The sequence below is a fragment of the Caballeronia sp. INML2 genome, from assembly GCF_023631365.1.
GTDB lineage: Bacteria > Pseudomonadota > Gammaproteobacteria > Burkholderiales > Burkholderiaceae > Caballeronia > Caballeronia turbans.
On the sequence record NZ_JALQDH010000027.1, the window covers coordinates 1 to 20,457 of the forward strand.

Genomic DNA, 20,457 nt, shown 5'->3' on the forward strand with positions numbered 1-20,457 from the left:
GGAAGCGCGACTGAAATGTTCTGCGCACGAAGGACCGCTGTCTGGTGCGGAGCCGACACTTGATTCCCGGTGAAGGGTCGGACTTGACGTCCGGAGATGGCCGAATTCGGCCCTCGACCGATCGGGACGCATGGCGCATGGTGTGCGTAGCCAGAACGCAGAATAGCCCCTCGCATTTGACGCTAAGCTAGTGCGGCGCCGCCATCAAGCAGCACGGTCGAACCCGTGGCGTAACCGGTGGATGCGAGATACAGAATCGCGTTCGTCACGTCTTCCGCTTGACCCACGCGTCGAACCGGCAGCCGGGCCTCGGCATCCGCGTACATGCGCGTTCGGGCATCCTCGTCAAGATTCGACCACAAGGACGTTGCGATCAAACCGGGCGACACGGTATTGACGCGCACCGGCGACAATTCCAAGGCGAGGCCTCTCGCTAGCGCCTCGAGTGCGGCGTTGATCGCACCTTGGAGCACCGAAGTCTTTCGTGGCCTCACACTCAGGAACCCTGATACCAGTGTTAGAGAGCCGCCTTCCCGGATTTGCACCGCTCGCGCAACACGATAGGCGCCCCAAAACTTACTGTTCATGGCGATGTATGCATCGCTGAGTGGGAGCGAACGGGCGGGACCCATAGGTGTTTCGCCCGCTGTCACCACCACATGATCGTAGATCGGGGCGTCGGCAAAATATGTTTCGACAGACGTGTCGTCAGTGATGTCAAGGACGGTTGTAGCGACTTTCGCGCTGACGTCTGCTGCGATCTGTTGGGCGCACGCGTCGAGCTTGGCCGCACTGCGGGATGCAATGGTTACTCGTGCCCCTCGAGCAGCGAACGACCTCGCCGTCGCCGCGCCCAGACCGGCACTGCCGCCGACGACCAAAACCGCTTTGTCTTTGAACAGTGATGATTCCATGGACCTTCTCCAGTTGATTGGCAGACGCTCAGCCACTGAAACGGCTCGCGTCATCGCACGGGTTCACGAGATATCCGTGATGCGGTGGTGCGAGAAAATTGTGTCGTAGCGTTGGAAGACGCAGCCACCAGGGACGGCTTGCGATAGAAGACTCTCAACGCCGTTCAATGAAGGGTGACTGAGCGCTTCGATGGCGAGAAGTCCCGAGAAGGCGCCTTCTTGACCGCTTCGCATCGACTTTTCCCGCGTCGCGATGGAAGTCGCATCCGTCTTTACTGCCATCGTACGCGCTGCAACGATCCAGTCCAATCGCACCACCTCGTCGAGCAGTTTTTGACCGGCGGAACCCACCAAGGCCTCGGGCATCGAATCCTCGAACCTCGCGACCGCGATATGCGTGCCGTACGCGCGGCCATGGTCAGCCTTGTGCGTCACGACGCCGCCGCCTCGCCTAAATTGCATCAACGCGGGCATGATTTTTTGGGTCCACGGTGAAGGCGCGTTGAGTCGTGCGAGATAGCCATCGCTGGACATGACATCCGCGCTCGCCAGTTCGTACAACATCAGATATTCGGAAGGTGAACAGTCGCTACGCTTGAATACACGGCCCGAAAGGAAACCTGGAACGCCGACGCGCTCGAAGATGTGCTCGCGGGTCAGCCAATGGAGATAGTCCACTTCCGTCTCTGTCGCGATCGTGCTCCAGATTGCAAGCAGGCCGTCTGATTGATTGTTCATCTATTCCTCGCTTCATAGTTGGTTGGCAGCGCATCCCGATAGGTTGCGCGCTCACTTTCACAGCGTCGCCCGACCTACGTTCGTGGCATGGTTGCCGATGACGTCATCCGTGGAATCGAGACGATTCATGTCGATGCCGGCGGTCTCGGGGCCGATCGCGATCATGCAGAACGAGAGCACGTTGAGCGCGGCGACGAGAGCCACGAGTGGCCAGGGAGAGCCGTGACTCAGGTTCAGCAGCCAAGTCGCGACGACTGGAATCGGCCCACCTGCGAAGAGGCTCGCACCCGTGAAGGCCAGCGCGGATCCGGAGTAACGGACGTTGGTGGGAAAAACCTCCGCAAATGCCACCGGCTGAATGCCGGTCTGAACCTGCGTGAAGCCCATAAACAGTCCCATCGCTAGCGCCATCATTGCGAAGCTTCGCGTACCGAGCATCGGAAAGTAGATCATCATAATGATGAAGGTGGCCGCGGACGCCATCAACAGCGTGCGCTTGCGTCCGATCTTGTCGCTGAGAAGGCCGCCGACGATCGAGCCCACAACCGCGCAAGCATTCGCGATCATCAGCAGCGTGAAGCCAGTCTGCTTCGGGACGCCGAGCGAGTTGGTCAGATAACCTAGCGTGAACACGACGGCGAGATAAAAGAGTGCCGTGGGTCCGCAGAAGAACAACATCATGCGGACGATCGTCTTCCAGTGCAGCCGGAACGCGTCGCGTAGCGGACTGCCCAGGCTCGCGACGGCGGACTGCTTCATCTGCACGAACGCGGGTGTTTCCGACACGCGAAGTCGAATATAGATGCCGACCAGCACCAGAAGAAAACTCATGACGAAGGGGATACGCCAGCCGTAGCTCAGGAATGCATCAGCGGTCATCGTGGCCGAGAGGAGGAGCAATACCGCGTTTGCAAGGATCTGGCTCAACGGCGCACACATGCCGATGAGCCCGGAGTACTTTCCGCGCCGGTTCGAAGGTGCGTGTTCGAGCGCCATTAGTTGGCCGCCGGTCGATTCTCCGCCGAGCGCGAATCCCTGGATGATGCGCAAAAGCACGAGAAGAACGGGAGCCAGCATGCCGATCTGGGCGTATGTAGGAAGCAGGCCCATCAATACCGAGGTGATGCCCATGACGGAAACGGTGCCGAGCATCAGATTGCGCCGACCGATCTTGTCGCCAAAGTAGCCGCAGATGATCGCGCCCAGCGGGCGCGCCGCGAGACCGACGCTGAATGTCGCGAGCGATGCAAGCAGCGCAGAACTCGGCTCCATCGCTGGAAAGAACAGCTTGGGCAGCACGGTTGCGGCCACCGAGCCGTATAGCGTGAAGTCGAACCATTCGAGCGCCGTTCCGAGCGTCGCGGCGCTGACCGCGCGCTGTGCCATCGAGCGCGTCGAACCTGTAGCGTGATTTGCTTCCATTGAATTGTCTCCTCCGTGGATTTGAAGAAGCGGGCTTCTTCTGTAAATTAGATGTGCTAATTACTGTGGCCTGAAAACATCCTCGCCATAGGGCGCATTGAAGGCGATTCGTCTCCTAGTTGGTGATGCTTACCGCGAAGTTAGGACCTTGCATGGCTCGTCGGAGCATCGGCGACACGCCGCTCGCCTCGGACAATTCGGCGGCCGTCGACATCAACGGAGACACGAGTGCCTTCATGCGCTCATCGTTCAGCCTCGACATCGGGCCCGCGATGATCAGAATCGCGCGGACCTCGCCGTTCGTCGCGCGCACGGTCGTGGCCATCGAACTCATCGACGGCAGGAACATGTCCTGAGTCGTCGCGTATCCGTCAGCGCGCGCAATCTCGATCAAGGGTAGAAGCGTTTTGAACGTCGTCGGCGCCCGCGGCCCGAAGTCCGTCGGCGTGCCAAAGCCTTGCTTCGATACCAGCCGCATTATGTCTTCGTCGCTTTTGCCGGCGAGCCAGATCATACCCGCGGCACTGCAAGACAGCGTGACCGGGCGGCCCATCTCGGGGTCGTAGCGGATGCCCTGCCGCGCGCCTTGGGCCTTGGCGACGTAGATCAACTGCTCGCCGTCGACGATCGCGAGCCGCACCAGTTCGCCGGACGTCGACGCGAGGCGCTCGAGGATCGGCTGCGCGATATCGACGACGCCGCCCGCGCTCAGGAAGCGCAATCCAAGCGACGGCATTTTCATGGTCAGGGTGAATTCGCCGCGCCGTTCGTCCTTGCGCACGTAATCCTGTTCCATCAGATCGGCGAGCAATCGATGCGTAGCACTGACCGGCAGGTCAAGCTTTATCGACAGCTCCGACAGTGTCTTGCCTTCCGGCGCACTGGCGAGCTCTTCCAGCACGCGAAGGATACGTTCAGCGACTGCGCTCATTGGCTCGGCCTCGAGGATTGCGCGACGACTGGCTCGCCGTGTTCGCAGTGTAATGGAAAGTCTTTGCATTTTGCAAAGACTTTCCATTATCGGTCCATACCCCATGGAGCGGCCGGCTAAGTCAGATCTGTTCGCTCCAAAGCGTACCTCGGACATTTCTCTACGATATTGCGGCGTGGATGACCGTAGCGCGTCGTCGCACGTGCGACAATTTCGTTTTCGCCTGCGCGCGCACCGCCCTTGAGCGTCTGCACCGCATCGGCACAGGTCGGGCCATCCGGGGCCATATATCATGAACCTGCAAACACCGGTCTTGCCCCCCGACTGGGTAAGGCGTGCCGAGTCGATAGAAGGCGTCGAGCGCATCGAAGCGTGGTTTCACGGCAGCGCGTATTCGATGCACCGCCACGACACCTACGCGATTGGCCGCACGCTCGCTGGCGTCCAGAGTTTCAACTATCGGCGCAGCCAGAGGAACAGCCTGCCGGGCAACACGCTCGTGCTGCATCCCGATGAGGCTCACGATGGCCAAGCGGGCACCGATGAGGGGTTCCAATACCGGATGGTCTACGTAGAACCCGCTCTCTTTCAGGAAGTGCTCGGCGGACGAGCGCTGCCGTTCCTCGAAGGTGGCGTGACTACCGATCCGCGCCTTGCGGTTGCGACCGCAGCGTTGCTGCAGCATGTCGGCTATACGCTTGAGCCGCTTGAACAGAGCGATGCGCTTGCCGAATTGGCGAATGCCCTGGCCGCCGTCACCGGTACGCCTACACGAACAGCCAAAGGGGACTTCCTCGCTGCGCGGCGCGCACGCGACTATCTGCACGCGAACTGCTCGCGCGTTGTCACGCTCGACGAACTTGAAGCGGTGACGGGCCGCGATCGCTGGAGCCTGTCGCACGATTTTCGCAGGTTCTACGGCACGAGCCCGTATCGGTATCTGACGATGCGGCGCCTCGACGCAGTGCGCCACATGCTGCTCGATGGCACCTCGCTCGCTTGCGCTGCTGCAGCCGCGGGTTTTGCTGATCAGAGTCATATGACGCGACACTTTTCGAAGACATTTGGACTGACGCCGGGGCGCTGGTTACAAGTCGCGGGCGGCGTTTTGCGCGGCTAAAAACACCACGATCGTTCAATACGACCGAAAGGAGTATGCGTATCCTCAACGCATCAACCTTTGAACGGAGAGAACGATGCCCCAATCCTCGAACCAACCCACCGCGCCGGTCACCCGCGGCCAGTGCCACACCATCGATCTGATGGGCAAGATCGCGCAGATTAACGATCACTGGCAACCGCGCGTTGTCGCTGAAATGAACGACTATCAATTCAAGGTCGTCAAAGTCGAAGACGACTTCGAGTGGCACCGACATGCCGATACCGACGAAGCGTTCATCGTCCTTGATGGCGAGCTGCGTATCGATTTTCGGGCAGGGCCTTCAGGCGATGGTTCGATCGTATTACGTGCCGGACAGCTGGGAGTAGTTCCGAAGGGCGTCGAGCACAAGCCCTGTGCAAACGGAGAAGTTAAGCTGCTGCTTATCGAACCGCGAGGTGTGGTGAACACGGGCGACGGCGCGACAAGCGAGCGTACTGTCGCAAACGACCAGTGGATTTGAGCCGGCCGGGGGTATGACCGGTGCGATGAGCGGACGGACACGGGCGATTCTTCGGGGGCGCGATTGTCGTGGATTTGAACCCGCCAATTGAACGTCCGCTCGTGTCCGGGTCGAGGTAGTGCCGCCCGCGATTCGCTCGCCGGAGACCGTCCATTGAGCGTGGGAGGACGAGGCCTTGGATACTCAAATTGGAGGGTGACCTCGACCGACCGCTGATGGCCGCAAGTACGCATTGGCACCGGTGTAACTCGCCATTCGCGGCCGGAGAGCTGCGGATGGCTGGAAGGCGGAGTACAGCAGCCTCAGCACGGCCAACCGCCGAACCATCGCTATGGCCGACGATCTGCCGGAGGAACGGAGTGGCCGACGGCCGTTCTTCCTTTGAGGCGACCTCGCGTGAGGCTCAGCATCGGCCTCGTGGTTCGAAGAGCCGATTTTCAAATCGTCAAGTCAACTGTCTTCCGCCGCCGCAAGCCGCGAATGGCCGAAAAACGCATCGCATCCGCCCTGAAGCGCCGTAACGAGTAGCCATCCCGCGCGCGTATCAAAAGCTGCAGGGCTTCAATCATTTACATCGTACGGCCCTTAACGTTGGAGGAAGACCGTTTTCTTCACCGGATCTCGGTGCAAGTTATTGCTCCGCGAACTGCACCAAGGCGGTAACTCTGAAAGTTCAGAGTTAAGTGAACCACACCGCCGAACGTTCAGTTAAACGAACCAAGAGTTCAGAACTGGCCGAGCATAGAGCTTGGAACGTCTGATCCGGGCACCGTGAACAGTTCAGACTTAGGCGAATCTCGACAGTAGCAGCAGCGAGATTTCGCGGCTTTGAACGTCGTTTATTCGAGTGCAACGTCCTGGCTTGCCCCCGGGCGCACGGCACGAGGGGGACTCCATCGGACATTCCTCGCCTTTATGAATTTCGACGGAGGAAATTTATTCGGCGTTGATACGGGAAAACGCATACTGCCGCCGTCGTCTTCGATGGGCAACTTTGCGCTTTCGGCGTGGAAAGCTACCTGCTGGCGTGCACGCGGCGGTCGCCGGGGCTAAAGCGACTAAAGAAGGTATTTCTGCGCCAACGCCTCATACAGCGGCGGAGCGAAGAGCCTCGACACCTGGCTCGAAATCAGCGCCGTGGCCATCAGCGACAGCACGAGCGCGTGACCATTGATCATCTCGATGACGATCACGAATGCTGTAATCGGACTCTGCGTGACTGCGGCGAGATAGCCCACCATGCCCAGCGCGATCAGCATCGGCAATTGCATGCCGCCGAAAATCTGGTGAAGCGCGTTGCCGATGCCCGCTCCGATCGCGAGCGATGGCGCGAAAAGTCCGCCGGGCGCGCCGGGAAGATACGAACCGACCATCGACGCCATTTTCAGTAGCGGATAGCTCGCGCCGAGCCGCGAATTACCTTCGAGCATACCGCGCGCTTCCGCATAGCCGCTGCCGAACGTATGACCGCCCGCTGCCACCCCGATCACGGCGATGAACAGGCCGCACATGGCGCCGAAAGCCACGGGATGCGACTGGCGCCAGCCGACCACACGCGCCGGCATCCAGCGCTGCGTGTTCAGCAATAGCCAGCAGAACATCCCGCCAGCGATGCCCGTTACCGCGCCAAGCAGAACGACTGCGAGCGCGAGCGATTCGGGAAAATGCCCGTCCAGTTGAATGGTGCCGAAATAGGTGTAGTTGCCTTGTAGCGCGAGCGACACGATACCGGCAAAGATGATCGCCGTGATCAGCACGCCGCTGGTGCGCTGCTCGAAGCTGCGCGTGAGTTCTTCGATAGCGAACACTACGCCCGCGAGCGGCGCATTGAACGCAGCCGACAATCCGGCGGCCGCGCCCGCGAGCGCCAGCTTGCGCTCCATTGCGCCGCCGCGAATGCTGCGCAAGCGCAACGGATAGAAGCGACGAAGGCTATACATGAGCGCCGCGCCGACGTGAATGGTCGGCCCTTCCCGCCCGATGGTGAAGCCCGCGAGAATCGACAGGAACGACAAGGCGATCTTGCCGACGAGAATCCAGATGGTGAGCAGCCGCGGCCCGAGCTCCCGCCCGTCATGCAGCGTCGCGATGACCTGCGGGATGCCACTGCCTTCCGACCCGGGAAAGAAGCGGCGCGTCACCCAGACGCCGAATGCGCCGATGGCCGGCGTGATCACCAGAGGCAACCACCAGCAGACGGCTGTGAAGCGTAGAAAGGTGTCGTATCCGAAGTCGATGAGCCGCGCGTACATGACCGCGACGAGCCCCGTCGCGACCGCGCCGAGCCAGAACACGCCGTAGTGCAGCCATAGCCGCCTGCCGCGCAATATCGTGCGTCGGTCGATGAATCCGGGGATGCGCATCGGAAAATGGATAACTCGAATTTAAGGCACATTGTGACATAAATTCGATTCTTCCTTCGATGCGACCCGGCTCGTGTGTTATCGGCTCACTCTCGCCTATCGTCGAAGACCCAGCCGAACGACCCATAGTGCGATTTGTGTTCCGCTGCCAGCCTGAGCAGACATCGCTCGCCTTTGGCTGTCAGATGCACCTGCACCTGTCGACGATCCGTCTTGTCGATCTTGCGCGTGACGAGGCCCGCAGTCTCGCATCGCGACACCAATGCAGCCGTTCCGTTGGGCGCGGCCTGCAATCGCTCCGCGAGTTCGCCGACGGTGGCCCACTTGCGCTCGGGGAATCCGCGAACGTGCAGGAGCAACTGATATTGAAGCGTGGTGATCCCGGCCGCATTGGAGATCTCTTCCGACACACGCAGGAATTTGCGTAGCTCGTAACGGAAGAGGGACATCGCTTCCAGATCGTGCTTGTGAGGAACTGCGGCTTTCTGTTTCGTGCTCGATGACATGGGCGACCCTGATTCGACATTGACACGACGATCCGACAACGCGCATCGGATTTCGTCATTCGTGTTCGCGGATCATACCCAGTCCTGGAAACGCGGGCGTGCCGTCACGCCCGCTTCGCCTTACTGCGACATCGCGCCCGATGCGGGATGGTCCATGCCCATCGCGTCATGCTTCTTCATCTTGTCGCTCTTGCTCATCTTGTCGTGAGACATCTTGTCGTTGGACATGCTGTCTTTCTTCATCGCGTCGTGCGACATCGCGTCGTTGGACATCGTGCCGCTTGCCTGTGCGAACACGGCCGATGTGCCCATGGCCAGCGCCGCTGCGAGTACGGCCGTCATCAATCGCTTCATAGCTTCTCTCCTTGGTGAGTCAAACATGGCATCCGGACGATCCGGAACCGGTGGATGGTTCGGCGCTCAGGATCCGCCGAACCAGTTGTATCCCTGGTCGACCCAATAGCCGCCCGGATAGGTGTTGGTCACGAATATCTCGACGATGTGCTTCGGATTCTTGTAGCCGAGCTTGGTCGGCATGCGCAGCTTCATCGGATAGCCGTATTTCGCCGGAAGGCGCTGCCCGTCGTATTCGAACGTGAGAAGCGTCTGCCGATGCAGCGCCGTCGGCATGTCGATGCTTTCGTAGTAGTCGTCGGCGCAGCGGAAGCCGACGTACTTCGCCGTCGTGTCCGCGCCCACGCGCCGCAGGAACTCGGCGAACGGCGTGCCGCCCCAGCGCCCGATGGCGCTCCAGCCTTCGACGCAGATGTGCCGCGTAATCTGCTCTTCGTGAGGCAGCGCGTATAACTCCGGCAACGTCCAGACGCGTTGTCCCGTCACGAGCCCGCTCACCTTCAGGCGATAGTCGCTGCCGTTCACTTCGGGTACGTCATCGATCCCATAGAAGGCGTTGAATGGAAACGGCCGCGTGAGTTGCGCTTCGGTGTAAGTCGGCGCGAGCCGCTTCGGATCGAAGAGCAAGGCCTGCGCACGATCGTTCAGACGCGATACGGCGGTGAGGAACGTGTTGACGGAGTCGTCGTCGGTGATCGAGCAGCCGGTCAGCAGAGCGAGCCCGCCCAAGGTCAGCATGCGCTTGCCGAACAAACGCCGCGACGGCATATCGAGTTCGCGGCGCGCATCCGCCAGCACGGAAGCACAATCGACCGTGATGATTCGCTTGTCGTTGGATTTCATGGCGTGTTCCTCAAATGCATCAGCGGCCGCGCAGCATCGTCACGAGCGAGCGCGGCACGAGCGCGACCATCGTCACGTGCACGACGACGAACGCCGCCATCAATGCCATCGCGCAGAAGTGCACGACGCGCGCGTTGTCATAACCGCCCATCAGTTCGCGCAAGAGCGGAAACTGCACGGACTTCCAGATCGCGAGCCCCGAGAGCACGAGCACGATCAGATCGACGATGACCGCGAGGTAAGCGAGCTTCTGCACCGCGTTGTACTGGCGCAGATCGGCGTGCGCGAGCTTGCCGCTCAATGCGGCGATGAGATCGCGCAGCACGGCGCGCGGCGATAAAGGGAAAAACTTCGAGAAGAATCGGCCGCTCGCGACATTGAGCGCGACATAGACGATGCCGTTGAACACCAGCAGCCACATCGCCGCGAAATGCCACTGCAAGGCGCCGCCGAGCCATCCGCCGAGCGTGATCGACGGGGGAATGACGATGCCGCGGAACACCGGCGACGCGTCGTAAATGCGCCACCCGGAGAACATCATGATCAGCGCCGCGATCGCATTGAGCCAGTGCGTGACGCGCAACCAGAACGGATGGATCGGTGCATCGGGAGGCGAGCTTTCGCGCACTGGCGAAAGTGGCGGTCTCATCGCTTTCATATGGGTTACCTCGAAAGTCGAACTGAAGCTTGGTTACCGGTTAATTCGTCGCCTGGGCGTCGCTGGTTACAGCGCGCGAATGAACCGGCATCTTTTTGTGATCGATTCGGCAGAAACCCGCGAAACAGGCAGGCCATGCTGTAACGCGTGGAGGGAAAAGAACGAACTAACGAAAGGCACGAGGGGAAACGACGAACATGAACCAGGACGGCGTCATTGCAGCGCATCACGGCTTCGGATACTGTGTAGCGACCGATGCAAAACGCAGCACGCCGCTCGCTTGCGCAGCGGCGTGCGAAATTTCGTCCCGTTGTCCCGCCCCTACAGGAACCATGTCGCACGACGCGGAAAGCCGGCTGAAAGCGTTGTTCATCAGCGGACTTGCAGGCGATCAGAACGCGTATCACAGCTTTCTGCAGGCTCTCACACGGCATCTGCGCGGCTATCTGCGAAAGCGCATTCCGCATCGTCTCGACGACGTCGAAGACCTGGTCCAGGAAATTCTGCTGGCGGTACATAACGCGCGACACACCTATCGGTCCGATGAGCCGTTGACGGCGTGGCTGCACGCGATCGCGCGCTACAAGCTGATGGACTTCTTCCGCTCCCACGCACGCCGTGAGTCGCTGAACGTCCCGCTCGACGATCATGAGGAACTGCTCGCCGCCGCCGACGACGAACCCGCGCAGGCGCGGCACGACATCGGCAAGCTGCTCGAGCATCTGCCGGACAAGCAACGTCTGCCGATCGTTCACATGAAACTCGAAGGGCTGTCGGTGACGGAAACCGCGCGGCTCACCGGTCTTTCCGAGTCGGCCGTCAAGGTGGGCGTGCATCGCGGACTCAAGGCGCTCGCGGCTAAAATCCGGGGATTGCGATGAACACCGACGAACTCATCTCCCTCCTTTCGAACCAGGTGACGCAGGTCGACCGTAGGGCCATCGCACGCCGGTTCATTCAGGCGCTGCTGATCGGCGCAGCGGGCTCGCTGGTCCTGATGAGCATCGTGTTCGGCGTTCGTCACGATCTCGGCAGCGTCGCCGGTACGGGCATCTTCTGGGCGAAGCTGGCCTTTCCGCTGGCGGTCGCCATCGGCGCGCTGCTCGTCATCGCCCGGATCGGCCGGCCCGGCGCTCGTGCGGGATATGCGTGGGCGCTCGTGGCCTTGCCGTTCGCGGCGGTCTGGATCGCGGGCTGGATGATCGTCGACAACGCGGGCCCGAACGCGCGTGCCGCATTGGTGCTCGGTCAGACGTGGCGCACCTGCCCATTCAATATCCTGCTTCTTTCGATGCCGACCTTTCCCGCTGCGATGTGGGCTATGCGATCGCTCGCGCCGACGCGACTGCGGCTTGCAGGCGCCGTCGTCGGCTTGCTGGCAAGCTCGACGGCGACGATCGTCTATTGCCTGCACTGCCCCGAAATGAGCCCCGCATTCTGGGGCGTGTGGTATGCGATCGGCATGCTGTTGCCCGCGCTCATCGGTGCGTGGACAGGCCCGCGATTTCTGCGCTGGTAGTGCGACCTCTATCCGACGACGCGTGCCCATGCCGCCCGAATGCGACGCCCGCGATCTTCGAGAAGATACGAAGCGAGCAGCGCCAGAAGTCCGGAGACGACGCCCGTCAGCACGTGCTCGACATAGGGCAGACGGTAACGGCTCGCGTGCGCATACGCATCGCCGATTGCAGTCAGCAAGCCGACGATCGCTGCATTGCCGTACCGGTTTTCGTAGAGCTTCGCGGCGGGCGTGAAAGTCAGAAGCACCGCCAGAAGTCCGGTGAAAAGTCCGGTCTTGAACGCTACGGTCCAGTGAGCCATGCTCGCGATATTGCTCCAGCTGCCCGGCATGCAGGTCATGCACGCGCTGGTCGGCTGCCAGAAACGCTGAACGAATAATCTAACCCGCCGCTTCAACTCGCTCGACATGATCGACACCCCTTCTCATTCGTCGATGAGATTCGACTGGCTTACGAGCGCGCGATCTATTGCTTCGAGCGCGTAAATGAAACCGGACTTCCGGCCTTCTTGCCTGATTCGCTGAAGTTCCTTCATCAAGGCAGCGTTCCGATCACCCCTTCCGTACGAGACAAGCGCGCGTGCGCGCCCCACGTAGAACGCTGAAAAGAGCGATGGCTCCCGGCGAGCGTATTCCTCCAGCGCCGCGGCATGATGCTCGGCCGCATCCCAGCGGCGCCGATCGATGCACGCTTCGATCGCGTCACGTCGAAAGAGAAAGTGATTGTGGCTCACCGCGCCGGCCGTGAGCAGCGCCTGCGCTTCCGCAAGCGCGCTTTCGAATACATCGATGTCGTCTGTCACGCGCGCAAGGACGCCCAGGTAATGCGCGCCCAAGTAGGCCATGCCCGTCTCCCGGCTGATCGACAAGGCCTCCGCGATATCGTCAAGCGCTTCGCGCCCGCGCCCCGCGATCCGATGCAGCTCCGCACGAAGCGCGAGCGCTTCGCCTTCGAATCTTTTCGACTTCAGTTCGCGCGCGCATCGCAGCGCAGGTTCGACGTGCTCCCACGCACGATCCCATTCGGCGAGATCGTGCAGGCAGTGCCAGGCCGCGTGATGAGCAACGGCGAGCGCCCGAAGATGCCTCACCTTCTCGGCCGCGGCGACACTCGCGAGCGCGGCTTCCAGTCCGGCCTGTGTCTTGCCTGCGAACCACGCCGTGATGGCGCGCATGGGAAGATTGGCGACAGCGATACGTCCGAACCCGTGGCCTTCGCAGAGTTCGATGCAGCGGCTGAAGGCGTCGTGAGCACTGATCATCCGTCCGCGCATGTACTCGGCATCGCCAAGCCCGCCCAGCGCTGCCGCTTCCTGTTCGGCGTCGTGCGCCTCGCGCGCGAGTGCGAGACTGCGTCCATGTTCGCGCAGGCAGCCCTCGATATCGCCGCGCGGAAAGCAGAGATTGCCGCGCAGGAAGTGAATGCGCGCCGCCTCGCGCTGAAAGCCCTGTGCGGCAGCGACGCCGGCGGCGAGATGGAGATCGGCCCATGCGCCGTCGAGATCGTCCGTGACGCGCTTGACCGTGGCGCGCCCGATCCACGCCTGGCAGCGCTGCGCGTCGCACACCGCGACCTCGAGTGCGGCTTCGAATGCCGCGAGCGCCGATCGCATGTCGCCGACGTCGTGCAGGATATCGCCGCGAAGGCACTCGAGCGCGACGCGCTCGCCGCTCTCGTTCGCAAGCTGAAGCCCCCGTTCGACGAGCCGGAGCGCGGATTCATGGCGATGCGCCCTCGCCTGCGAGCGCGCCGCGTCGCAATAGGCGCGCGCCGCCTCGCTGTCCATTGCCCGATCGAGATGTTCGGCTCGCAGCAGCGGGTCACGTTCCGCATACCACTGCGCGGCCCGACGATGCAGCTCGCGACGCCGGCTTTTCAGCAAGCCGTCATAGACGGCGTCGCGAATGAGTGCGTGATGGAACAGGAACCCGGCACCCTGACGCCGCAGCAAAAGACTCGTCACGAGCGGCTCCAGTGCGGCGCCGGCGCCATCGACGAGATACTCGAGCGCGTCCTTCTCGAAGAGTTGACCGAGTACCGAGGCGGCCTGCAAGACTGTCCTGTCGACGGCGTGGAGCCGATCCATCCGCGCCTGCACGAGACTGCGCACCGTGGCCGGCACGCCGGTTTCGCCGGTTTCGTCGCTATCCTCCGCGTTGCCCAGCAGCTGCTCGAGAAACAGCGGATTGCCCGCCGCCCGCGCGATGCAGCGCGACGCGAGGTCCGCCGCCGCACCGGGAAACGATGCGGCCATCGCGTGCGCCTCGCTGACGCTGAGCGCAAGGAGATCGACGAGCGCGTACGGCGCGCCGGCCGCCGCGCGCCACGATTCATCGAACGCGTGGCCGGCGGGACGAGCGGTCAGCACCAGCACTGCCGGACACTGCGCCACGGTCGCCGACAGCCCGGCAAGGTCATTGAGCGTCGATCCATCCGACCAGTGCATGTCCTCGACGGACAATAGTCGAGGTTGCCGGCGGCTCGCGCGCTCGACCAGCCGGCTCACGACATGGCGCCGCCCGCCGGCGCGCGTCGCGTTGTCCATCGCTTCGTAGATTGCGCGATCTTCGAGTGACATCGGCACATCGGCGAGATCCTTCAGAAAAAGCGCGTCGCCGCGATCGATCAGGCCGTCGCCGATCGCGTGCTCGACGCCGCTCACGCCGGCCTGCGCGTCACTCGCGTCGTCGAGCGCCAGAAGCCCGCGCACGAGAGACTGCATCGCGCCCCGTCCGGTGGCGGCGCCGAAATCGAGCACGAGGCCGCCGTGGCAGAGAAAGCCCGCGTCGCGCGCCTCGCGTTTGAGCTCAGCGAGAAGGCGCGTCTTGCCGATTCCGGCCTCGCCGCGCAGTAGCACGGTGCGACCGGCGCCGCTCTCGCGACATGCCTCAAGCATCGCGCGAAGCTGGCGCAGTTCGTCGAGACGACCGACGAACGGCCGTCCCGGCGCACTGTGCAGGAGACCCGCGATACACCACGCCGAAACCGGCTGAGCGAAACCCTTGACGGAAAGCGCGCCGCGTCCGGCGCACTCGACGCGGCCGGCCAGCGCGCGCCGCACAGCCTCCGAAATCAGAATTTCCGCGGGCCCGGCCGCGTCGGTGAGACGCGAGGCGAGATTGACCGTCTCGCCGGTCACGGTGTACTCGCGATGCGCGGCGCTGCCCGTGCCGCTCGCAACGACCTCGCCGCCCGCAATGCCGATATGCACCGCGACCGAACGAGTGAGAGCGCGCGACAGGGCGGGCATCGCGTCGCTGATCGTGAGCGCCGCCCGCACGGCGCGTTCGACATCGTTGCCGTGCGAAACCGGCGCGCCGAAAACCGCCATGATCGAGTCGCCGACATGCTTGTCGACGTAGCCTCCATGCTGCTCGACGATGCGATCGGCCGTCTCGAAGTATCGATCGAGCACGGCGACGATTTCTTCCGGATCGGCTTCCCGGCTCATTTTTGTGAAGCCGCACAGATCGGCGAAGAGCACCGCGACCTGCCGCCGTTCTCCTTTCGCCCCGCTCGGGCTCGTGCCCGCGTCTGCCGGGCCGGCGCGCGCGCGCAGTTCCGTCAGCGCATCGAGCAATTTCCGGCGATGCCCGACCGAAGCGATTCCAAGATCTTTCAGGTCGTCCGCGGTAAGGCTGCGCAGCACGTCGGCGTCGATGGCGTTCTCGGCGAACACCGTTTCGTACCGTTCCATTCCGAGGCTGCGCAGCCAGACGGCGACGTCCACGATATCTCCGGGCGAAGGAATCGAGTCACTTCAAAGATAGCATCTGGACCCCCGGAGACTCCCGTCAATCGGCGGACCGATAGTGATTGAAACGATTAATGTCAAATCGCGAATACTGATTTGGGCGAATCAGGGTTTTTACCCACAACGCCGCGTCCTACACTGCCTCTCAACGACGAAGCAGTGGAGAGAAACCTCACCACCCGCGACGTTCCCCAAAATCAGCATTCGGAGGTCATCATGTTCAAGTCCATCGTTCCCGCCATCGCCATCGCTGCCGTTCTCGCCGTTCCGGGTTTCGCCCAGGCGCGTGAAGACGGCCCGGTCACCCGCGCGCAAGTGCGCGCCGAACTGGTTCAACTCGAGCGCGCGGGCTACAACCCGGCGGCCGATCAGACGACCTACCCGGCCCAGATCCAGGCAGCACAAGCCCGTGTCGATGCGCAGCAAGGCGCCGCTGCGTCGTCCTTCGGCGGTGCAAGCGAAGGCGCATCGGCGTCGGGGCATGCGGGCCGGTCGAGCTTCCTCGACCGCATCGTCCGTCCGGAGGCGGCCAATCCGGTCGACTTCAATCGTCCGTAAGCCGCTTTTAGCGCAAGAATGCCCGGCCGCGCGCCGGGCTTTGCGCTTTCCAGACCGATGATTCGGGCCGTCCGGCCACCTTTCATCACCCTGTAATCCGTCGATTCGACGATGTTTTCAGACTCGGCCTTTTTCATCGGCCAGTCCGGCGGCACTACAATTTGTGTCTGTCGTTGACACATATTTTGGATCCGCTGCCTCATGCCCATGCCGTCCCTGCGCCTCGTTTTCGCCTCCCTCGGATTTCTCGCCCTCGCTGCCTGCGCTGGCCGCAGCGCGGTCACGCCGAGCTATCAGCAGGAGCTGTTCAGCACCGGCGCGAGCCCGTTCGCGCACAATTTCGACGCCACCGTCAACGAAACTTGCGAGGCCGCGCGCCGCGCGCTGCTGTCGCAAGGCTTTCTCACGACGATGGGCCAGCCCGACACCGTCGACGCGACCAAAAACTTTCAGCCGAGCGCCGAGACGCACGTCGTCGTGTCTTTCCATGTGGTGTGCACGCCTGGCGAGAACGCGACGAATCAGAGCATCGCGTATGTGAACGCCGTGCAGGACGGCTATGCGCTCAAGAAGAGCGATACGTCGGCGAGCGTCGGGTTGAGCGTGTTGGGGTCGCTGTCGCTGCCGATCCGCTCGAACAGCGACGCGATGGTCAAGATCTCAAGCGAGACCGTGCCCGCCGGCAAGTTCTACGACCGCTTCTTTTCCCTGATGGGCCACTATCTGAACACCGTGCCGCGCAGCGCGCCCGTCGCGGCGGACGAAGTGAAGAGCAAGCCGCTCGCGCCGTCGCTCATCGTCAACTCGCCCGAACTCACGCCGACACCGATCGTCGTGCAGACGCCCGCCGCTGCAACGGCGATCCAGGCATCGGATGCAGTCGCGGCCGGTGGCTCGGATGTGTCCGCGGCGGCGTCCGCAGCGCCAGCGGCGCCGCGAACCACCACGACTCAATAAGCCGCGCGCCGCGTCAGTTAGGCACGTTGACGATGCCGCCCGCCGTCGTAATGGCGTTCGCGCCCGGATCAACGGCGATCGGCGGCAGATTCGACGCCGTGAGCGCAGGCGCCGATCCCGCCTTGCCGCCGCGTGCCACCGTGCGCACCACCTGAGAAGGCGGCAGCGGCGCGTTGTTCTTCAGGTGATTCCACATCAGGTTGAGCGCCTGAATGTCGTAGTAGTGGACCGGAATGAAGCGCGTGTCGAAGCCCGCCACGCTCAGGAACGCGTCGAAGTGCTGGCCGTTCGTGATTTCATAGAGCGAAAGCTGGCTGTTGTTGCCCTCAGCCACCCGATTCGCGCCGAGATACGGCCGCGACGCATGGTTGATCGGCACGAGCGCATCGGCGCGGCCCTGCACGATGATCGCAGGCTTGCCGCGCAGGTTCGCGTTCACGCGGATCGCATTGACGTTGCCCACCATCGTCGCATTGCCGTTGGTCCACAGCGAGCGCAGGCATGCGGCGCCCGCGTAACTGGCATCGGGCGTCGCCAGGCGATGATCGGCCGCGCCCGCCGTCCCCGCGTTGTACACCAGGTTGATGCCGTTCGTCGGCGGCACGCCGTTGCCGTTGCCGAAGAGCGTCGGCATCGGCGAGACGAGCGGCGCGACGCCCGCCGCGCCCGTTAGCGCGTTGGTCGTGCCGAAGCTGAAGTCGCACAGGTTGTCGAGCACGCTCGCCTTCATGTACGCGTCGGCATACGTGACGGCGACGGCCGGCACCGCTTGCGAGTCCCACATCGGCGCATGGAGCGTGTCGGAGTCGGTCTCGTAGCCGGCCTGATGCAACTGGTTGAGCGCGTCCGTGGCCTGCGCGACGGTATTGCCGCCCGCGACGAGCCCGCTCGCTGCGAGCGTCGCGCACCGCGCCGTGCGGATCGCGTTCGTGGTCGCCACGGGCAACGTCGTCAGATACGGCGCGCCGGCTGCGGCGGGCGCGAGCGCCGCGCAGGGCTGAAGCAGATTGGCGAGCGTCATGTAATCCGCGAGCGGGCGCCCGAACGAGCCGACCGGCACGCCCCCCTGCCGCACCGAGACTTGCGACGGCAGATTCAGATTGATCTGCGGCTCGCCGACGACGACCGCCGTGATCCAGCCGTCGGTGTCCTGCTCCGCCGCCGCCAGCGATGCGCCGCCGCCGTTGCTCACCGATGCCGCGATCGTCGTGATGCTGCCTTTGCTGTAGCGCACCTGATGCGTCGAGCCGCTGACCGGGCCGAACATGTCGTTGAGCGCCCAGTATGCAAACTGGATCGCCTGCAGCGTGTTCTTGCCCCAGTCCTTTTCCGGGTTCTGTTGCGAATGCGCGTGCTTGTACGCGTAGCGGTTCGGGAAGGCCGAATTGAACGATGACAGCGCCGACGCGCTCGCGTTCGCCTTGAAGATCGCCTTCGTCCCGGCAATGTCGGCGTTCGCGAGCGTGCCGTCGATCAGCGTGACGAGATTGGTCGACAGTTCGTGGCCGCCGTTGCCGCTGCCCTTGTCGTTATAGGCCACCGCGCAGCCGCGCTTCAGGCCCCACTCGCCTGCCGCCGAAATCGCACCGTAGACGCCGCGCGACCCCGACGACGTCGCCGTGACGATGCAAGGCTGATCCGGGTTGAAGCTCTGCGGGATCTGCACGAGCAGGCTGACGTTCTGCGTGCCGCTGCCGTCATCCGCGTAGGCGATGTATTCCTTGCCCGCGATCTTCCCCTCGCCGAGCGTGTCGTTGCCGTTCAGATCGACGTTCGGCCCCCAGAAGCGCCCGTAGCCGCCGTTCGACGACATGTCGACGAGCGCGCGGTAGTTCGAATAGATCGCGAGGCGGCGCAGTTCGGCGGCCGTCGGCGCCGCCGGCTTGGCGATCGCGGGCGCGGTCGCCGACGCGAGGCCCGTCTTGCCGAGACCGGCCGTGAGCAGGTCGTCCGAGACGCCGTCGTAAGTCTGCGTATTGACCGAGCCGGAGATGAAGCTCGGCAAGGTGTTGGTCGGCTGGCTGCTGCCGTTGTCGTCATCGCCGCCGTGGCATCCGGCGAGCGCCAGTGCGGCGAGCGCCGCCAGCGCGACAGTGCGCGGCATGTGCTGCAAAGTCTGCAACCTCTGGGTACGCGCGAATCTTTTCATTGTGGGTCTCCGCCATACGTTCCGATGAGTGGTGCAACCTGAGAGGGCAACACGTCCGCGAGGCTCGCGTGCGCGCCGCGCGGCCGTTGGTGCAAGTATCGCGCCTTATCCGCCGGCGGTCTTGGCCAAATTCACGCCGCGGCAGCGAAAGCGCCAAACGACAACGGGCTCCGGCAGCAAAGCCGGAGCCCGTTCGAACGCTCGCTTGACGAGCGAAAGCCGGCGGCATCGTGCGACGTCGCCGGCTTTCTGTAACTCGTGTTACTGCCCGCCGCCTTGCACGCCGAGGGTGAGCTTGTTGGAGACCGACTTCACACCCGGCACGCCCTTTGTCACTTCTTCGGCCTGGGCGATCTGGCCGCCTTCCGGCACCGTGCCCGTCAGCGTCACCGCGCCGCTGCGCGCGCGCACGAACACGTTCGACACATCGAAGCCCTGCGCCTTCGACAGCGCGCGGCGCACGTCGTAGCCGAGCTTGCGGTCGGTCTTCTTGGTCGCGGATTTCTGAGCCTTCGCCTGCGCCGCCGAGTCGGTGCTCGTGGCCGCCGCGTCGCTCGATTGGGCATAGGCGCTCGATGCCACGGCCACGCACACCACCACGCCCAGCGCCTTCAACAGATCGACTGCTTTCATGATTTCTCCTTTTGTTTCGCTTGTTGACTTCGCACAGTTGCTACTTCGCTCGTTTTTGCACTACAAAACCGGACCGCATTCCCAGCGGCTGGGCTACGACATCGAGCGGCTGCCCGTGGCCACGCGCGCCCGGGGCCTGAAACGGCGCGCGGGCATGACGGCGGCGAGCCGGCGAATGCGGCTCACGGTGCTGCGAGAGACTGGCGAAAGAAACAAACTGCGGCCGGTTGGTCGGGCGGAAAAACCCCGTCGGCTCGAATATGACCTGCCGCATGGCGGCTGACTGGCGCGGCTCACGAACCCACATTCCGGGCTGCGGCCCGCGAAAAGCCTTGTCGTGCGGCGGCGAACGTCAATTTAGCCCAGCGCGGCCATTAGCGCAAAGCATTTAACAATGCGACCTTCCGCGAAGCCGCGCACGCGCAACAGCACCGCCTGCGCCGACACACGTCCGTCACAGTCCGCACGCGCCGCGCGGCCCGCCGGAGGCCGATCCATCTCCTGTACCATCGACGCCATGCCGGCCGCCCGGACG

Annotated in this window: 20 protein-coding genes; 7 read left to right on the forward strand and 13 right to left on the reverse strand. The window is 63.2% G+C overall.

Translation table 11 applies throughout. From position 1 onward, the window contains the following. Positions 1-182 precede the first annotated feature (182 nt). From NCT32_RS10920 to NCT32_RS10935, 4 genes are all read right to left on the reverse strand, one after another. Positions 183-914, reverse strand: a complete 732-nt coding sequence (locus NCT32_RS10920) for an SDR family oxidoreductase (protein WP_061121789.1) — start codon at positions 912-914, stop codon at positions 183-185. Positions 915-977: 63 nt separating this feature from the next. Next, positions 978-1,652, reverse strand: a complete 675-nt coding sequence (locus NCT32_RS10925; RefSeq protein ID WP_250490253.1) for a DUF4286 family protein — start codon at positions 1,650-1,652, stop codon at positions 978-980. Positions 1,653-1,709: 57 nt separating this feature from the next. After that, the gene (locus tag NCT32_RS10930; RefSeq protein WP_250490254.1) at positions 1,710-3,074 is read right to left on the reverse strand and encodes an MFS transporter; all 1,365 of its coding nucleotides are present in this window, start codon (positions 3,072-3,074) and stop codon (positions 1,710-1,712) included. A 115-nt stretch (positions 3,075-3,189) separates the two neighbouring features. After that, on the reverse strand, positions 3,190-4,161 hold the full coding sequence (locus NCT32_RS10935) for an IclR family transcriptional regulator (RefSeq protein WP_311768192.1): 972 nt from the start codon (positions 4,159-4,161) through the stop codon (positions 3,190-3,192). Between the two features lie 136 nt (positions 4,162-4,297). Between NCT32_RS10935 and NCT32_RS10940 the strand changes: the two genes are divergently transcribed. Further along, positions 4,298-5,125: an AraC family transcriptional regulator gene (locus NCT32_RS10940; RefSeq protein ID WP_250490255.1), complete on the forward strand. Its 828-nt coding sequence runs from the start codon at positions 4,298-4,300 to the stop codon at positions 5,123-5,125. A gap of 76 nt (positions 5,126-5,201) precedes the next feature. Continuing rightward, positions 5,202-5,627, forward strand: coding sequence for a cupin domain-containing protein (locus tag NCT32_RS10945; RefSeq protein WP_250490256.1), 426 nt, complete (start codon positions 5,202-5,204; stop codon positions 5,625-5,627). 1,058 nt (positions 5,628-6,685) lie between these two features. Here NCT32_RS10945 and NCT32_RS10950 read toward each other — a convergent pair. From NCT32_RS10950 to NCT32_RS10970, 5 genes are all read right to left on the reverse strand, one after another. Then, entirely contained in the window at positions 6,686-7,990 is a 1,305-nt protein-coding gene (locus NCT32_RS10950; RefSeq protein WP_250490257.1) for a chloride channel protein, read from the reverse strand. 86 nt (positions 7,991-8,076) lie between these two features. Continuing rightward, on the reverse strand, positions 8,077-8,496 hold the full coding sequence (locus tag NCT32_RS10955; protein ID WP_061119358.1) for a MarR family winged helix-turn-helix transcriptional regulator: 420 nt from the start codon (positions 8,494-8,496) through the stop codon (positions 8,077-8,079). A 120-nt stretch (positions 8,497-8,616) separates the two neighbouring features. Further along, positions 8,617-8,850 (reverse strand): pentapeptide MXKDX repeat protein, encoded by a 234-nt coding sequence (locus NCT32_RS10960; protein WP_061119359.1) that lies wholly within the window; start codon positions 8,848-8,850, stop codon positions 8,617-8,619. Between the two features lie 66 nt (positions 8,851-8,916). After that, positions 8,917-9,693, reverse strand: a complete 777-nt coding sequence (locus tag NCT32_RS10965) for a molybdopterin-dependent oxidoreductase (RefSeq protein WP_250490258.1) — start codon at positions 9,691-9,693, stop codon at positions 8,917-8,919. Positions 9,694-9,712: 19 nt separating this feature from the next. Then, positions 9,713-10,351 (reverse strand): cytochrome b/b6 domain-containing protein, encoded by a 639-nt coding sequence (locus tag NCT32_RS10970; RefSeq protein ID WP_250490259.1) that lies wholly within the window; start codon positions 10,349-10,351, stop codon positions 9,713-9,715. A 332-nt stretch (positions 10,352-10,683) separates the two neighbouring features. Here NCT32_RS10970 and NCT32_RS10975 point away from each other — a divergent pair, with 332 nt between their 5' ends. Beyond that, complete coding sequence (locus NCT32_RS10975) at positions 10,684-11,232, forward strand: sigma-70 family RNA polymerase sigma factor (RefSeq protein WP_250490260.1); 549 nt, start codon at positions 10,684-10,686, stop codon at positions 11,230-11,232. After that, entirely contained in the window at positions 11,229-11,870 is a 642-nt protein-coding gene (locus NCT32_RS10980) for a DUF1109 domain-containing protein (protein WP_250490261.1), read from the forward strand. The genes NCT32_RS10975 and NCT32_RS10980 overlap by 4 nt, the downstream gene beginning before the upstream one ends. 8 nt (positions 11,871-11,878) lie before the next feature. On the opposite strand, the gene NCT32_RS10985 is transcribed toward NCT32_RS10980, so the two are convergent. Together NCT32_RS10985 and NCT32_RS10990 are read right to left on the reverse strand one after the other, a co-directional pair. Beyond that, the gene (locus NCT32_RS10985) at positions 11,879-12,280 is read right to left on the reverse strand and encodes a hypothetical protein (RefSeq protein WP_250490262.1); all 402 of its coding nucleotides are present in this window, start codon (positions 12,278-12,280) and stop codon (positions 11,879-11,881) included. 15 nt (positions 12,281-12,295) lie between these two features. Further along, a complete protein-coding gene (locus NCT32_RS10990; protein WP_250490263.1) occupies positions 12,296-15,601 on the reverse strand; it encodes an adenylate/guanylate cyclase domain-containing protein in 3,306 nt (1,101 codons plus the stop codon). 240 nt (positions 15,602-15,841) lie between these two features. Between NCT32_RS10990 and NCT32_RS10995 the strand changes: the two genes are divergently transcribed. Beyond that, on the forward strand, positions 15,842-16,183 hold the full coding sequence (locus NCT32_RS10995) for a DUF4148 domain-containing protein (RefSeq protein WP_250477026.1): 342 nt from the start codon (positions 15,842-15,844) through the stop codon (positions 16,181-16,183). A gap of 201 nt (positions 16,184-16,384) precedes the next feature. Next, on the forward strand, positions 16,385-17,140 hold the full coding sequence (locus NCT32_RS11000) for a DUF2242 domain-containing protein (protein ID WP_250490264.1): 756 nt from the start codon (positions 16,385-16,387) through the stop codon (positions 17,138-17,140). Positions 17,141-17,153: 13 nt separating this feature from the next. Here NCT32_RS11000 and NCT32_RS11005 read toward each other — a convergent pair whose 3' ends face one another. Both NCT32_RS11005 and NCT32_RS11010 read right to left on the reverse strand, forming a co-directional pair. Next, positions 17,154-19,244, reverse strand: coding sequence for a D-(-)-3-hydroxybutyrate oligomer hydrolase (locus NCT32_RS11005; RefSeq protein ID WP_250490296.1), 2,091 nt, complete (start codon positions 19,242-19,244; stop codon positions 17,154-17,156). A gap of 306 nt (positions 19,245-19,550) precedes the next feature. Next, positions 19,551-19,922, reverse strand: coding sequence for a BON domain-containing protein (locus NCT32_RS11010; RefSeq protein ID WP_061119368.1), 372 nt, complete (start codon positions 19,920-19,922; stop codon positions 19,551-19,553). On the opposite strand from NCT32_RS11010, the gene NCT32_RS11015 reads away from it, so the two are divergent. Continuing rightward, positions 19,921-20,205, forward strand: coding sequence for a hypothetical protein (locus NCT32_RS11015; protein WP_061119369.1), 285 nt, complete (start codon positions 19,921-19,923; stop codon positions 20,203-20,205). The genes NCT32_RS11010 and NCT32_RS11015 overlap by 2 nt on opposite strands. Positions 20,206-20,457: the final 252 nt, after the last annotated feature.

Coding starts and splice junctions, on each gene's coding strand:
- NCT32_RS10920 (WP_061121789.1), bottom strand. CDS start 914: ATGGAATCATCACTGTTCAAAGACAAAGCGGTTTTGGTCGTCGGCGGC.
- NCT32_RS10925 (WP_250490253.1), bottom strand. CDS start 1,652: ATGAACAATCAATCAGACGGCCTGCTTGCAATCTGGAGCACGATCGCG.
- NCT32_RS10930 (WP_250490254.1), bottom strand. CDS start 3,074: ATGGAAGCAAATCACGCTACAGGTTCGACGCGCTCGATGGCACAGCGC.
- NCT32_RS10935 (WP_311768192.1), bottom strand. CDS start 4,161: ATGTCCGAGGTACGCTTTGGAGCGAACAGATCTGACTTAGCCGGCCGC.
- NCT32_RS10940 (WP_250490255.1), top strand. CDS start 4,298: ATGAACCTGCAAACACCGGTCTTGCCCCCCGACTGGGTAAGGCGTGCC.
- NCT32_RS10945 (WP_250490256.1), top strand. CDS start 5,202: ATGCCCCAATCCTCGAACCAACCCACCGCGCCGGTCACCCGCGGCCAG.
- NCT32_RS10950 (WP_250490257.1), bottom strand. CDS start 7,990: ATGCGCATCCCCGGATTCATCGACCGACGCACGATATTGCGCGGCAGG.
- NCT32_RS10955 (WP_061119358.1), bottom strand. CDS start 8,496: ATGTCATCGAGCACGAAACAGAAAGCCGCAGTTCCTCACAAGCACGAT.
- NCT32_RS10960 (WP_061119359.1), bottom strand. CDS start 8,850: ATGAAGCGATTGATGACGGCCGTACTCGCAGCGGCGCTGGCCATGGGC.
- NCT32_RS10965 (WP_250490258.1), bottom strand. CDS start 9,693: ATGAAATCCAACGACAAGCGAATCATCACGGTCGATTGTGCTTCCGTG.
- NCT32_RS10970 (WP_250490259.1), bottom strand. CDS start 10,351: ATGAAAGCGATGAGACCGCCACTTTCGCCAGTGCGCGAAAGCTCGCCT.
- NCT32_RS10975 (WP_250490260.1), top strand. CDS start 10,684: ATGTCGCACGACGCGGAAAGCCGGCTGAAAGCGTTGTTCATCAGCGGA.
- NCT32_RS10980 (WP_250490261.1), top strand. CDS start 11,229: ATGAACACCGACGAACTCATCTCCCTCCTTTCGAACCAGGTGACGCAG.
- NCT32_RS10985 (WP_250490262.1), bottom strand. CDS start 12,280: ATGTCGAGCGAGTTGAAGCGGCGGGTTAGATTATTCGTTCAGCGTTTC.
- NCT32_RS10995 (WP_250477026.1), top strand. CDS start 15,842: ATGTTCAAGTCCATCGTTCCCGCCATCGCCATCGCTGCCGTTCTCGCC.
- NCT32_RS11000 (WP_250490264.1), top strand. CDS start 16,385: ATGCCCATGCCGTCCCTGCGCCTCGTTTTCGCCTCCCTCGGATTTCTC.
- NCT32_RS11005 (WP_250490296.1), bottom strand. CDS start 19,244: ATGCCGCGCACTGTCGCGCTGGCGGCGCTCGCCGCACTGGCGCTCGCC.
- NCT32_RS11015 (WP_061119369.1), top strand. CDS start 19,921: ATGATTTCTCCTTTTGTTTCGCTTGTTGACTTCGCACAGTTGCTACTT.
- NCT32_RS11010 (WP_061119368.1), bottom strand. CDS start 19,922: ATGAAAGCAGTCGATCTGTTGAAGGCGCTGGGCGTGGTGGTGTGCGTG.